The organism is Pseudoalteromonas sp. S558, assembly GCF_005886635.1.
Taxonomy (GTDB): domain Bacteria; phylum Pseudomonadota; class Gammaproteobacteria; order Enterobacterales; family Alteromonadaceae; genus Pseudoalteromonas; species Pseudoalteromonas aliena.
Window position 1 is genome coordinate 1 of the sequence record NZ_PNDU01000067.1, and the last position, 15733, is coordinate 15733.

Here is a 15733-nt window from a genome sequence, read left to right on the forward strand (position 1 = left end):
CGCTAGAATGATCATGTTTTTTATAAAATTGGTATAATTAGCACTTAGCGTAATAACAAGCGTAAGGCTCAAGAGTTAGTAGATTATTGCTAAGCTTAGCATTATGGTGGCTAAGCTCTGTGTATTGTGTAACAACTGATACTGGCATATTGATGCTTGCTTGCTGCGAACTTAAGTTAAATACACACAACATTTTTTGCGAGCCCAGTGTTCTATAAAAGGCAAGTGCAGGCTCAGGTGTTTCAATAAACTCAATATCACCTTCAAGTAAAACGGCTTGGTTTTTGCGCCAAGTCATAAACTCACGATATGCATTTAAAATTGAGTTACTGTCATTTATTTGTATTGCGACTGACTGTTGTTTATGTGCATCATCGACCGGAAGCCAAGGCTTTGCCTCACTAAAACCAGCGTGGTGCGATCCAGTGTGTTCCCAAGGCATTGGCGTTCTGCATCCGTCGCGTCCCTTAAAATTAGGCCAAAATGTTATGCCGTAAGGGTCTTGCAAGTCTTCAAAGGCAACACTTGCCTCACCTAACCCTAATTCTTCCCCTTGGTACATACAGACACTTCCGCGAAGAGAAGCAAGTAGGGCAGTTAACATTTTACATTGCTGAGGGTTAATTTCGCCATTTTCACTCCAGCGGCTTGCTACGCGCTCTACGTCATGATTACTAAATGCCCAGCATGGCCAGCCCTCAAGCATACGCTGCTCAAGTGTTTGAACCGTAGTTCTAATATATTCACTTGAATAATCATTTGTTAATAGCTCAAAGCTATAACCCATGTGCAGCTTATCGCCGCCTTGGGTATATTCTGCCATCGTTGCTAATGAATCTTCTGACGATATTTCCCCAAGCGATACAGTACCCGGGTATTTATTAAGTAATGCACGAATATCTTGCATAAATGCAATGTTTTCTGGCTGCGTATTATTATAGTAATGGTACTGAAACGCATACGGGTTATCTTCACTAAAACCACGCCCTTGGCGTTTTTCTTTTGGTTTTGCTGGATTATCGCGAAGTAATGCATCGTGGTAGCAAAAATTAATGGCATCGAGTCTAAATCCATCAACGCCTTTTTTAAGCCAAAACTCTACATTATCAAGCACCGCTTTTCTTACATCTGGATTATGAAAGTTAAGATCCGGCTGTTCGGTTAAAAAGTTATGCAAGTAGTATTGCCCGCGACGAGGCTCCCACTGCCAAGCCCCCCCACCAAAAATAGAAAGCCAGTTATTAGGTGCTGTTCCATCTTCTTTGGCATCTGCCCATACATACCAATCGGCTTTGTCGTTGGTTAAATTATCGCGGCTGTCTAAAAACCATTGGTGTTGATCAGACGTGTGGCTTAATACCTGATCTATAATTATTTTTATATTACGATCATGAGCTTGGCTTATTAGTTCATCAAAATCGTTTAAATCACCAAAAAGCGGGTCAATGTCGCGATAATCACTAATATCGTAGCCAAAGTCTTTCATTGGCGACTTAAAAAATGGTGAAATCCAAATAGCATCAACACCAAGGCTTTTAATATAATCAATACGATTAATTATTCCTTTTAAATCACCAATGCCATCGTTGTTGCTATCTTGGAAGCTACGCGGATAAACCTGGTAAATAACCGCACCTTTATACCACTGCTTTTGGGTCATGCTTTACTCCGTTATTCTATACAGTATTTAAACTATTCTTCTGTGATTAGGCTTAATCACGTTATTTGCAAAAAGCATACGTGAAGCCTGTGACCCTGTAAAAAGCTTGCATACGTATGCACATAAATAAGCGACTCTAAAGCACCTTATTTAAGTGCTAAACAGCATATGGAATCACCTTAATTAGCAGTAATATTACTTACCAATAATGGATTGTCTTATACTTATTTAGCTTTAGATGCTTTAAGTTAAAGAAATATAAGAAGTTATTATAAGTTAATGCTTTATTATTAATGGTCTTACCAATTTATCTTTTAATGATGGTGCGATTTTTAAATGAATAAAAAATAAATCCGCTTTATTTCAAACTATTTACATGCCATTAAATTAATCATTTTGATACAAATAAGTTGGGCAAGCTAGTGTTGCTTAAAGAATAGGCTTAAATAGATTTATTATATTAAAAACAGTTTGTTATGGGTTTTCTTTGTGAATTTTATGTTAATATATAAGCGGGCGTTAATACTGAATACGTATGCATAAAGTTGTTAATAAAATAAACCAAGCGTTAATATCCGTCCTGACAACAAAATTAGCTCGCCTTGTTTGACTATCACTCAAGCACTATATGCGGGTATCACACTATGGGTAACGGGAAAACATCATGTCTATGTTCAAACCAAGTATATTAACTTTAGCGTTAACAGCGGCAGGCATATCTAGCTTTGCAACAGTAGCTGCTCAAGAAAATACAATAAAAAAAGATGACGTAGAGGTTATCGAAGTTAAAGGCTTTCGTGGCAGCTTAATTGAATCTATAAACACTAAACGCTTTTCAACACAGGTTGTAGAGTCTATTTCGGCAGAAGATATTGGTAAATTACCAGATTCATCTATTGCTGAGTCGATTGCGCGTTTACCAGGTTTAACAGCCCAACGTTTAGATGGCCGAGCGAGTCGTGTGAGTGTTCGTGGTTTCAGTGAAGATGAAAGTGCGACCACTTTTAATGGCCGTGAGCAAGTGTCTATTGGTGACAACCGAGGCGTAGAGTTTGACCTTTACCCATCTGAAATTATGAGCGGTGTCACTGTTTATAAAACACCTAATGCAAGTATTGAAGCCGAAGGCATCGCTGGTGTTATTGATATGCAAACGGTTAAGCCTTTAAGCAAAGGCGAACGTGTTGTTATGTTTAATGGTCAGCTTGAAAAAACAAGCTTTGACAAGTTAAACCCAGATGGCGATAACCAAGGTTTCCGTGGCACTTTTTCGTATATTGACCAATTTGCAGACGACACGATTGGTGTGGCATTCGCGTATAACAAAATGAGTTCACCAAACCAAGAAAAGCGTTGGAATTCGTGGGGTTATCCTGATTACAGTATTTCTGAAAATAAGCTTAAAGACGATACAACGGTTGGTCCATATAGCTCAATACTAGGTGGCGCTAAACCTTATGTGCGTTCATCTACATTAGATCGTGACTCAGCAATGCTTGTTATAGAAGCATCTCCGAATGATCGCTTGAATATGACATTCGATGCATTATATGTTGATTTTTCTGATGAAAGAATTTTACGCGGTATTGAAATTCCATTTGCATGGGGTCAAAGCAAAATAGATCCAAACAGTGTTACTGTAGACGAAGAATCTGGTTTTATTACTAGCGCTAAGCTGCAACAAGGCCAGCGTGTTGTTGTTCGAAATGATTATGAAGAACGTAATGCTGAACTAAAGCAATTCGGTTTTAATACAAAATACGACATTAATGATGCATGGTCTGTAGAGTTTGATGCAAGTGTATCTGAAGTAGAACGTCAGCTTTGGAGTATAGAAAGCTACTCAGGAACTGGTCGCGGAGACAGTAATGGTGTTGCTGATAACTTAGGTTATACCTTTAATGGTGGTAATACTGGTGCGCAATTTACCCATGAACTTGATTACAGTGACTATAACTTAATTCAATTAGGTGGACCGTTATCTTGGGGCGCAAGCTCTGCGTTAAATGATAGATACGGTCTAAAAGATACGCCTTACCAAAATACAGCACAAGATGGCTTCATCAACGCGCCAGAAATTAATGATGAGCTTCAAACATTAAAGTTAGCTGCCAGCAAAGTGCTTGAAAACGATTATATAAGTGCTATTAAATTTGGTCTTTCGTACCGTGACCGTGAAAAAACTAAAAAGTCAGAAGGTTATTTTATGACTCTGAAAGATTTTTCACTTGATAATCCTGGTATGGTCTCAGTACCTGAAAAATACCGTTTGGGCACTGCAAGTTTAGACTTCATTGGTATGGGTAATATGATTGCTTATGATACTAATGGTCTGGTTAAAGACGGCTACTACAACCTACTACAAGAAAGCTTAACAGATCAAAAACATAAAACGCAGTCTTGGACAGTACAAGAACAAGTAACGGCTTTATTTTTGCAAGCGGATATTAATACTGAACTAGGGTCGGTCCCAGTTTCGGGTAACATTGGTGTGCGTTATGTTAAAACGGAGCAATCATCACAAGGCTTTGCTGCGACGACCGAAAACGGTTTAGTTGTGGTATCTCCAACAGACATTAGCCATGATTACTCGCATGTATTACCTAGCTTAAACTTATCATTTGCAATAGATGAAGAACAAACCATTCGTTTTGGTGCCGCTAAAACTATTTCTCGTGCTCGTTTAGATGAAATGAATGCCTCTGTTAATGCAACATATAGCCCAACTAAAGATTCTAATGGTAATAACTGGAGTGTCTCAGGTGGTAATCCGCAGCTTGAACCTAAAGAAGCCACTGGTTTTGATTTAAGCTATGAAAACTACTTCCATGAGGAAGGTTACTTTGCTGCAGCGTATTTCTATAAAGATATTTCTACTTGGATTTTTGACGGTAAGTACGCAATAGATATGACCGGTGTCGCTGATCCATCAACAGGTGAAATACCAGCAAATAGTCAAGGTTCGGGTTCAGGTAAAGTCAATGGTGGCGGCGGTAATCTTTGGGGTTACGAGCTATCTCTTTCTTTACCATTGAGTATATTTAGTTCATCACTTGAAGGCTTTGGTTTAATTGCTAGCCATACTGGTGTAGAGCAAGATATTGAAGATCAAAATGGGACTGAATATAAACTGCCTGGTTTATCAGAGAAGATCGATAGCTTAACTTTTTATTACGAAAGAAATGGCTTCCAAGCGCGTACAAGTATGCGTAAACGCTCTGATTTTAAAGGTAATGTTAACGGCTTAGGGCTTGCGGCTACGCAAGTTGATATTAAAGGCGAAACAATTTGGGATATTCAAACCGGATATGATTTCGCAGAGTCTGGTATACAGGGCCTTGAAGGGTTATCTGTTACATTCCAAATTCAAAACTTAACGGAAGAACCATTTACTTCGCTTTCGGGTGATAACAATTTACAAGTACGTGATTACCAAGATTACGGTCGCACTTACTTGTTAGGTTTTAGCTACAAGCTATAATAAAAATTGTGTGTAGAAGCCCTTGTAATTTGTTTTACAAGGGCTTTTTTATAGCTAGTTTACCTAACTTTTTAATCATACTTTGATTTACTAAAACGTGGATAATAAGATGAAACCAATAAAACACGTCGTGATTGCAGGCGGTGGTACCGCAGGTTGGATCACTGCAGCACTGCTAAATAAAGTGTTAGGTAAAGTAATTAATATCACATTAATAGAGTCATCATCTATTGGTACAGTGGGAGTGGGCGAAGCAACCATACCGCCTATTATCCAGCTTAATAATGCATTAGGCATTAACGAACAAGAGTTTATCAACGAAACCAACGCAACAATTAAACTCGGTATTGAATTCGAAAACTGGAAAACACCAACGCACAGATATATGCATGCGTTTGGCTCGATTGGAAAAAACTTCCCGTTCTGTGACTTTTATAATTTTTGGTTAAAAGGGCACATTACAGGTTGTGAAGACGAGTTATGGGATTTTTCACTTAATTACCAAGCTGCTAAACAACATAAATTTGCGCCTTTAAATACAATTCCTAATACCCAATTACCAGGGCTAAGTTATGCATATCATTTTGATGCCACACTTTACGCTGAATATTTAAAAAAGCTGGCAATATCGCGCGGTGTAAAACACATTGATGCCAAAATTAGTGATGTAACGCAATGCTTAACAACGGGTAATGTAGAAACACTCATACTCGATGATAATAAGCAAGTCAACGGTGATTTATTTATAGATTGCACGGGGTTGCGCGCGTTGCTTATCGAGAAAACACTCAATACTGGATTTGTAGATTGGTCTCATTATTTACCATGCGACAGTGCCATTGCAGTACAAACAAAATCAAACGATGAATTAAAACCTTATACACGGTCAATTGCGCACAGTGCCGGTTGGCAATGGCAAATTCCGCTACAAAGTCGAATAGGCAACGGCTTGGTTTATTGTAGTCGTTATTTATCGGATGAAGACGCAAAGCAATTGTTACTTGATAGCTTACCCGCAGAACCAATAACAGAGCCACGATTCATTAAATTCAAAACAGGCCGCCGTGTAAAACAATGGCATAAAAATGTAGTCGCGGTTGGTCTATCAAGTGGCTTTTTAGAGCCATTGGAATCTACAAGCATTCATTTAATTCAAAGCGCAGTTACGCGGCTGATTAAATTATTTCCGCACCACGGCATTAGCGATGCGTTAGCAAGCGAGTTTAATAAACAAAGCGTGATTGAAATAGAGCATATTCGTGATTTTATTATTTTGCATTACAAACTTACTGAGCGAGAAGACTCCGCGTTTTGGCGTCAATGCATGCAAATGGACATACCGGATTCACTGAATCATAAACTTAATTTATTTAATCAAACAGGTAAGGTTATGCGCGAAGACGATGAGCTATTTGCCGAAATAGCATGGCAACAAGTGATGATTGGGCAAGGTTTGATGCCTGATGATTACAGCACAATTGTTGACTCGTTAACGAATGAGCAGTTAAGTGATTTGTTTATTAGTTTAAAAACACTAGTAAATTCGACAGTTGAAAAACTTCCTACTCACAAAGAATTTTTAGCCAGTATTAAAAGGGCGTCATAATGCGATTTATACAGCAAGTACTATTACTCTGTTTATTTACTATACCAAGCATGTCTTATGCACTGAGTGTTGAGCCCTCTAACTGGTGGGTGGGCATGAAAAAAAATACAATTACGCTGATGTTGCATGAACAAAACATTGCAAACACCCAATTTAAGCTTTTACCTTATCAAGGGGTAGAGCTAACCAATACTACGCGCATCGAAAACCCTAATTACGTATTTTTACATATAGCCATTAGCGATACAGCTCAAGTTGGAACATTAAAATTTAATAGCAGTGATAATAACAATTTTAGTTTTTCTTTACTTGAGAGAACAAAAAATAGTGCTGAGCGAGAAGGTTTTAGCAACAAAGATACAGTGTACTTAATTAACCCTGACCGTTTTGTAAATGGCGATAAACAAAATGATACCGTGAGCGGTATGTTGGAGGAAGTAAATCCAACATTTAAAGGAGGGCGACATGGCGGTGACATCCAAGGTGTTATTAACGCATTGCCATATTTAAAAGATTTAGGTGTTACGCAATTATGGTTAACGCCGGTGCTTGAAAACAACATGCCTGATCACTCTTATCACGGTTATGCTATTACTGATTTTTATAACGTAGATCCACGCATGGGTTCTAATTCACTTTATAAATCGCTTTCAGTAAAGGCCAAAGAGCAGGGAATTGGCCTTGTTATGGATATGGTGCTTAATCACTTTGGTGCTGAGCATAAATGGATGAAGGATAAACCGAGCAAAGATTGGATCAATTTTAATGGCGAATTTGAAAATGGTAAAAATGCGACAAGCCATGCACGCCAAACAATTCAAGATCCACACGCAAGCGAGTACGATAAACGCCAGTTTAACGATGGCTGGTTTGTAGCCAGCATGCCTGATTTAAATCAGCGTCAGCCACTTTTGAGCGAGTATTTAATTCAAAATGCGCTGTGGTGGATCGAATATGCTGATTTAAGCGGGATTCGTGTAGACACTTATTCTTATTCAGATAAAGCATTTTTAACAGCGTGGACAAAGGCCATTATGGATGAGTACCCACACTTTAATATTGTTGGTGAAGAATGGACCTCAAATCCCGCTATCGCGTCATATTGGCAGCGCAAAAAGGTGAATCAAGACGGCTATACATCAAGCTTACCGAGCGTTATGGATTTTTCATTACAAGAGGCGTTAATTCAGGCGCTAAATGAAGAAGAAAGCTGGAGTACAGGCTGGGTTAAAGTATACCAATCGTTGGCCAATGACTTTTTATACCCAGATACAGATAACATTATGGTATTTGCTGATAACCATGATATGAGCCGTGTTTACACCGAGCTTAAACAAGATTTAGCCAAAACAAAAATGGCAATGACCATGTTATTGACGACAAGGGGTATCCCACAAATCTACTACGGTACTGAAGTACTACTCGATAACACCCCAAGTAAAGATCACGGAGATATACGCATTGATTTCCTAGGTGGATTTGAACACCAACAGGCAAATGCATTTACAGGTGAGGACTTAACAGCTGATCAACACAGCATGCACACTATGATGTCTGCTTTACTTCATTTTAGAAAAACCAGCCCAGCGCTCACTAACGGTAAATTAACTCACTTTAGCCCAAAAAATGGCGTGTATAGTTATTCACGACTTAGCGATGAGCAAACAGTTTTAGTGTTTTTAAATAAAAATGCTCAAACCATTAACCAAGAACTTGATTATATGAAAGAAGTTTTACCACATAATACAAAAGCTAAAGACATACTAAGTAATGAAACGCATATGCTTAAAAGTAAACTCACACTAAAACCCATGAGCGCAACCGTATTAGTTATTAACAAATAATGAATTAGCTCCTGAATACGTATGCAGCTACTGTATGGCGGCTGTTGTTATCTTTAGTATAAAGCTATCACTGACATAGAAATGACACACATAATGAAAAAAACAATGTATGCACCTGTACTGTTTTGCAGTGCGCTTTTTATAAATGCATGTGCAGACGATGAAGTTACGCAAACGCAGGTTATTGCACAAAAGCAAAATGAATTAACTAAGCCTGTTGTTTATCAAGTTTTTACGCGCTTATTTGGTAATACGCATACTACAAACACGCCCTGGGGAACGATAGAGCAAAATGGCGTAGGTAAGTTTGCCGACTTTAACGATGTCGCCCTCAAAGGTATAAAGGAGCTGGGAACAACGCACGTTTGGTATACCGGCGTATTACATCATGCTCTCGTTGGAGATTACACAGAGTACGGTATAAAGCAAGACGACCCTGATGTTGTAAAGGGACGAGCAGGTTCGCCGTATGCAATAAAAGATTATTATGATGTAAACCCTGATTTAGCCATTAATGTAGCCAGAAGACTCGATGAATTTAGTGCGTTAATTGAGCGCACTCACAGCCACGGTATGAAAGTGGTTATTGATATCGTGCCTAATCATGTGGCACGTAATTATCACTCTGTTGCCAAGCCTAAAGGTGTCAAAGATTTTGGTGAGCAAGACGACACCAGCAAAGCGTACGATAAAAACAATAACTTTTACTATGTACCTGGGCAGTCTTTTCAAGTGCCTGCATCGGCGACTTATCAGGTATTAGGTGGTAACAATCATCCATTAGCAGATGGTTTTTTTGACGAAACACCCGCCAAATGGACAGGTAATGGTGCTCGTTCTCCAAAACCAGATATGAACGATTGGTACGAAACAGTTAAAGTTAACTACGGAGTAAAGCCCGATGGGAGTTATGATTTTCCTATATTGCCTAAAGAGTTAGCAAACCAAGATTACCGCGCCCATTTTGCCTTTTGGCAAAATAAAGAGTTACCTAATAGTTGGTATAAATTCAGAGATATCACCCTTTACTGGCTTGATAAAGGCGTTGATGGTTTTAGATACGACATGGCTGAAATGGTGCCAGTTGAATTTTGGAGTTTTTTAAACTCATCAATAAAAATGCAAAAACCTGATGCATTTTTACTTGCCGAAGTTTACAACCCACAAATGTACCGTGCTTATATCCATCAAGGTAAAATGGACTATTTATACGATAAAGTCGGTTTTTACGATACCTTAAAAGCAATTATGCAAAGCAAGCAACCTGCAAACACTATTTTTGATGCGCAGCAACAGGTTACTGATATTGAACAGCACATGCTGCACTTTTTAGAAAATCACGACGAACAACGTATCGCAAGCCCAGACTTTGCAGGCAAAGCTGTGTGGGGTAAACCAGCCATGGTGGTTTCAAACCTGATTAGCCGTGCACCCACCTTATTATATTTTGGCCAAGATGTAGGGGAAGATGGCTCTGAAAGTGCAGGTTTTGGCTCACCAACCCGCACCAGTATTTTTGATTACATTGGCGTACCAGCGCATCAAGCATGGATGAACAATGGCAAATTTGATGACGCTAACCTTACTATTGAACAGGTCAATCTTCGTCAATATTACAAATCAATTATGGCGCTTAATGATATACCTGCGGTTGTTGGCGGCGATATGCATCCGCTAAACGTGGTTGGCAGTGAAGCTGTGGTGGGTTTTTCACGTTCGTTAGGTAATCAATCAATTTTTGTTGTTAGTAATTTTAGTGAACAAGCGCAAACCATAACGGTTACTTTAAATAAAAATCAAACAAGTAAAGTAGATACAGCGGATGCTTTACACGATTTACTTGAAAATAATAACGGTATTTTAGTATCAAAAAATGCGAATGGCGCTTCATTCACCCTCACTTTAGGTCCACTTAGTAGCGCGGTATTAACGAATAAGGCAAAAAATGAATAATAATTATGACAGCAATAAACCAAACCTAAGTTTTTGGCAAATATGGAATATGTGCTTTGGTTTTTTAGGTATTCAATTTGGTTTTGCTCTGCAAAACGGTAATGTGAGCCGTATTTTTCAAACCCTTGGCGCACAAGTGGATGATATTCCTATTTTGTGGGTAGCAGCGCCACTAACCGGTTTAATCGTTCAACCTATTATTGGTTATTGGAGCGATAAAACGTGGTGTCGTCTTGGTCGTCGTCGTCCATTTTTCTTTATGGGCGCAATATTAACAACCATTGCATTGTTTCTTATGCCACATTCGCCAACATTGTGGATTGCCGCTGGTATGTTGTGGATTATGGATGCATCTATCAATGTCACAATGGAGCCATTTAGAGCGCTTGTAGGCGATAACTTGCCAGAAAAGCAACGTGCGACAGGGTATGGTTTGCAAAGTTTTTTTATTGGTATTGGTGCAGTTTTGGCATCAGCACTGCCATGGATGATGACCAATTGGTTTGATGTGAGCAACACCGCAGCCATTGGTGAAATACCCGATTCAGTTAAGTACTCGTTTTACTGGGGCGGCGTTGTTTTACTAGCCACCGTGTTGTGGACTGTTGCAAAAACTAAAGAATACACCCCTGAGCAATTAGCTGAATTTGAAAAGCAAACTGCCAAACCGACTAACACCGCATTAGTAGATATTAACTTTAATAAAGGTGCCATTATTTTTGTGGTGCTTGGTTTAGCGACCCTTGCATTAGTAATGGGCTTATCGCTTGAAAAAGAGTTATACCTACTTGCTGGTGGCTTATTAGCTTTTGGTATTGTGCAATGGATAGCAGCGGCACTTAAAAGGGCTAATAAAACCCAAGGGGGCTTTTATCAAGTAGTGCAAGATGTATTTACAATGCCAACTGCGATGAAGCAATTAGCTTGGGTGCAATTTTTTAGTTGGTTTACCTTATTTGCAATGTGGATTTATACCACGTCGGCAGTAACAAGCTTTCATTATGGTAGTAGCGATACAACATCAAAAGCGTTTAACGATGGCGCTGATTGGGTCGGTATTTTATTTGCTGCCTACAATGGCTTCGCTGCTATTGCCGCAATGTGCATTCCATTCTTAGTTAAAAAAATGGGCTTAAAAGGCGCGCATTGTTTTAACTTATTACTAGGCGCATTAGGCCTTGCCAGCTTTATGTTTATAACAGACCCTAAAATGTTACTTATTCCTATGATCGGCGTTGGTTTTGCGTGGGCTTCTATACTCTCATTGCCTTATGCGATGCTAAGTAACTCATTACCGAGTAATAAAATGGGCGTTTATATGGGGATATTTAACTTTTTTATAGTTATTCCACAGCTACTTGCAGCCAGTATTTTAGGGCTTATTTTGCGCCATGTATTTTCTAATCAGCCTATTTATGCCTTGTTAATTGGTGCTGCGTCTTTTGTATTAGCAGCCATTGCTGTTATGCGCGTTAAAAATTCTAATTAAGAGTAAAAAAATGAAAAACTATAACCTAATTACTATCTCATTATTAGCACTTGGATTAACTGCATGCGGTGCTCAAAATACAAATCAGTTACAAACATCTAAAACAACTGCGCCTGGTGCACCAGGTAACGATCCATTTTGGTCATACGCAGGTAAAACAGGGATTGGTACATCGTACGAGCAATACCAAAATGGTCATTACACAAATGATGCACCAACAGGTGTAGTATCAAAAGTCTGGTTTTCAATTGCTAAAGGCATGATCACCGAAACTATGTTTGGCCTTATTCATCAAGCGCAAATAAAAGATATGCAATTTGTGGTAACAGGAAAAGACTTTACTGTTAGCGAAGCAGACGATCTTGATGTCACGATTGATTATTTATACAAAGACGATCAAGGTCGTCCGTTATCACTTGCTTATAAAATAGTAAGTAAAGATAAACAAGGTCGATTCACTCTTGAAAAACACGTATTTACCGATCCTGATGGGCAAAGTTTATTTGTTCGTAGCATGTTTAATACCGACCTTAAAGACGTTAAAGCCTATGTTGTGGTAAATCCATATATTAATAATAACGGCCTTGATGATTTTGCAAAAACTACAGAGCAAGGTTTAGTGGCTTGGCAAGATGATAACTACTTAACATTGCAAGCAAGTACTGAGTTTGGCGCAAAAACGGTTGGCTTTACGGGTGTAAGCGATGGTTTGGACGAGCTCAAAAAGTCACAATCATTAAATACCAGCTATAGCAATACTGGTGAGCAGTCAGGTAATGTCAGTCTACTTGCTGAGCTTGGTAGTATTGAAAGTAATACCACGTTTGATTTAGTACTTAGCTTTGCACGTAGCGAGCAACAAAGTGCAGAGCAGGGTGCCCACACATTAGCAAAAGGCTATCAAAGTGTACTTGATAGCTACAATGGTAAAGGTGCGGCATTTGGTTGGCAAGATTACCTACAAAACCTAACTCCGATCAATAAAATGACGGAGCAAACGGCCGATAACGGCAAGCTACTTTATACCAGTGCAATGGTATTAAAAGCACAAGAAGACAAAACGCACGCAGGCGCACTTATTGCTTCGTTGTCTAACCCGTGGGGCGAAACCGTATCGGCTAAAACAGGCTCAACAGGTTATAAAGCGGTGTGGGTACGAGATTTCTACCAAGTGGCCATGGCATTTATGGCACTGGGTGATACAGCCACGGCAAAAACAGCATTTGAATACCTTGAAAAAGTACAAGTTAGTAGTAAAACGCCAGGTAACAATGGCGATACAGGCTGGTTTTTACAAAAAACACATGTCGATGGCGAACTTGAATGGGCGGGTGTACAGCTTGATCAAACTGCGATGCCAATTATGCTCGCGTGGAAATTACACCAAGCAAATGTACTTAGTGATGCAGAGCTTAAGGACTGGTACGCACGTATGTTAAAACCTGCTGCGGACTTTTTAGTCGAGGGTGGACGCGCGAAAATTTTATGGAATGATACACAAATCACACCACCGGCAACCCAACAAGAGCGCTGGGAAGAGCAAAGTGGCTACTCGCCATCAACTACCGCTGCGGTTGTTGCTGGTTTAATTAGCGCCGCAGATATCGCGAATATGGCAGGTGATACAAAAAATGCAGAACGTTATTTAGCAACGGCAAAAAGCTATAACGCTGACATCGAAAAAGTGATGTTTACCACCCAAGGTAATTTAAAATCAAAAGCCACCGATGGCGAATATTTCATCCGTATTGGTCAAGATGAAAATGCTAACTCGAATACCACAATTAACGCAAATAACGGCCGAGAAGGTTTTAATAAAAAACAGATTTTGGACGGTGGCTTTTTAGAGTTAGTACGCTATGGAGTACGTGATGCACTTGCACCAAGCATTGTAAAAACGCTACCAGAATATGATGACGAAACACTCGCTAACAATCTGCAAGTAAAATACAGCTTTAACTTTAGCGATGGTAGCGGCTCATTTGCAGGTTATCGTCGTTATGGCAACGATGGCTATGGGGAAGATGAAATAACCGGTACAAATTACGCTGAAAATGGAAGTAATACACCTGGGCAACGCGGACGTGTATGGCCATTTTTTACAGGCGAACGTGGTCATTATGAAATTGCAGCAGCCAATGCCAGTAATACATTCAATGACGTAAAACAAGCTGAAATTAAAAACAGTTACGTTAAAGGGCTAGAGCAATTTGCCAATGAAGGCATGATGTTACCAGAGCAAGTATGGGACGGCGTTGGTGTAAACAAAGCAGGGTATACACTGGGCGAAGGGACTAATTCAGCAACTCCGCTGGCATGGACTCACGCTGAATATATTAAGCTGGTACGTTCATTAAGTGACAAGCAAGTATGGGATCATTACCCCGTTGTTAAACAAGCGCTAAAATAGCATTTATTTATACTCTTAAGTAAAAAGCCACAGTGTAGCAGCTGTGGCTTTTTTGTTATTAAAGCCTAGCCACGTCTTAAAATAGATTGTATGTTAATAAACCTCCTTTTAAAAACAATAAAAACAACAACTAAACGCCTTTAAAATGGCGATAAACAAAGGTATCGATTGAATCACAACAACAACTCAGTTAAAGTTTCTAGATAAGTACATCTGAACGAATAACTCTATATGCTCGTTAAAGTTAAGGAAGATCATGGATATATCTCTAAAAGAAGTAGATAGTTCAAATTATGAATCTGTCTGCGAGTTGGATGTTTCAAAAGAGCAAGAAGAATACGTAGCGTGTAATATGTGGTCGCTCGTCGAGTCTCATTATAACGACGGCTACACTTGTAAAGCGATTTATCATAATAACACCCCGGTAGGTTTTTTTATGTGGGTTCAAGAAACACCAATAAAAATATCTATTTGGCGTTTCATGATAGACAAAGAACAGCAAAACAAAGGTATCGGTAGAGTAGCCTTAAAGCTTGCTATTGAAACCATTAAAAGCACCGTAAACCTAAAAGAAATTGAAATTTGCTACAACCCTAATAATCCAGTTGCAAAAGAATTCTATTGTAGCTTTGGTTTTCAAGAAGTGGGCTTAGATGATGGTGAAGATATGCTCGCGCTCATTAAGCTATAATGCTGAACAGCTTAAATATGGGCGATTTAGTTCGTTAAATTGTTCAAATACTTATCCAGATAGTATAAATTTTTTAAATGCCTCTTATGAATGCCCTGTGGCCATAGAATGATGTTTTAGAGTGTTTGGTTTTTATCCATTTAGCTCATTTTTATCAAATTTAGCCTGTTGGCATTATTTTTAGAATGTATCGGCTTTTCAATAAATTATATAGGTGCGTGGCATGCAATGGTTATCTAGTATTGAGTTAAAGGGTGAGTTTGTTACGCTTGAACCATTAAATAAAACTCACACTGAGGGCTTAAAACAAGCTGTTTTAGATGGTGAATCTTGGAAGCTGTGGTTTGCCAATGTTCCATCGCCTGACGCTATGGCAAGGTATGTCGAAGAAGCTGTTAAAGCAGGAACAAAGGGTGATATAGCGTTTGCGGTAAAATGCAATGATTCCGATGAAATAGTAGGTACGACTCGCTTTTATAATACAGACCAAATAAATAAACGGGCTATGTTAGGATACACGTGGTATTCATCATCGGTTAGACGAACCCCTGTTAACACCGAATGTAAATTACTTTTACTTAGGGCCTGTTGACCTTTCA

At 39.1% G+C, this 15733-nt stretch carries 9 protein-coding genes; 8 read left to right on the forward strand and 1 reads right to left on the reverse strand.

Annotation, left to right across the window (positions count from 1 at the left end):
• Positions 1–37: 37 nt before the first annotated feature.
• Positions 38–1660 (reverse strand): alpha-glucosidase family protein, encoded by a 1623-nt coding sequence (locus tag CWB66_RS05025; RefSeq protein ID WP_138584547.1) that lies wholly within the window; start codon positions 1658–1660, stop codon positions 38–40.
• 664 nt (positions 1661–2324) lie between these two features.
• Between CWB66_RS05025 and CWB66_RS05030 the strand changes: the two genes are divergently transcribed.
• From CWB66_RS05030 to CWB66_RS05065, 8 genes are all read left to right on the forward strand, one after another.
• Positions 2325–5141 carry a TonB-dependent receptor gene (locus CWB66_RS05030; protein ID WP_138584548.1) on the forward strand — a complete coding sequence of 939 codons (2817 nt, stop codon included), beginning with the start codon at positions 2325–2327 and terminating at the stop codon, positions 5139–5141.
• Between the two features lie 109 nt (positions 5142–5250).
• Positions 5251–6747, forward strand: a complete 1497-nt coding sequence (locus CWB66_RS05035) for a tryptophan halogenase family protein (protein WP_138584549.1) — start codon at positions 5251–5253, stop codon at positions 6745–6747.
• Positions 6747–8591 carry a glycoside hydrolase family 13 protein gene (locus CWB66_RS05040; protein WP_138584550.1) on the forward strand — a complete coding sequence of 615 codons (1845 nt, stop codon included), beginning with the start codon at positions 6747–6749 and terminating at the stop codon, positions 8589–8591. Before CWB66_RS05035 ends, CWB66_RS05040 begins: the two co-directional genes overlap by 1 nt.
• A gap of 93 nt (positions 8592–8684) precedes the next feature.
• Positions 8685–10544: an alpha-amylase family glycosyl hydrolase gene (locus CWB66_RS05045; protein ID WP_138584551.1), complete on the forward strand. Its 1860-nt coding sequence runs from the start codon at positions 8685–8687 to the stop codon at positions 10542–10544.
• On the forward strand, positions 10537–12033 hold the full coding sequence (locus CWB66_RS05050) for an MFS transporter (protein WP_138584552.1): 1497 nt from the start codon (positions 10537–10539) through the stop codon (positions 12031–12033). The genes CWB66_RS05045 and CWB66_RS05050 overlap by 8 nt, the downstream gene beginning before the upstream one ends.
• 10 nt (positions 12034–12043) lie before the next feature.
• Positions 12044–14443 (forward strand): glycoside hydrolase family 15 protein, encoded by a 2400-nt coding sequence (locus tag CWB66_RS05055; RefSeq protein ID WP_138584553.1) that lies wholly within the window; start codon positions 12044–12046, stop codon positions 14441–14443.
• 256 nt (positions 14444–14699) lie between these two features.
• Positions 14700–15134, forward strand: coding sequence for a GNAT family N-acetyltransferase (locus CWB66_RS05060; RefSeq protein ID WP_138584554.1), 435 nt, complete (start codon positions 14700–14702; stop codon positions 15132–15134).
• A gap of 223 nt (positions 15135–15357) precedes the next feature.
• Entirely contained in the window at positions 15358–15726 is a 369-nt protein-coding gene (locus CWB66_RS05065; RefSeq protein WP_138584555.1) for a GNAT family N-acetyltransferase, read from the forward strand.
• Positions 15727–15733 lie beyond the last annotated feature (7 nt).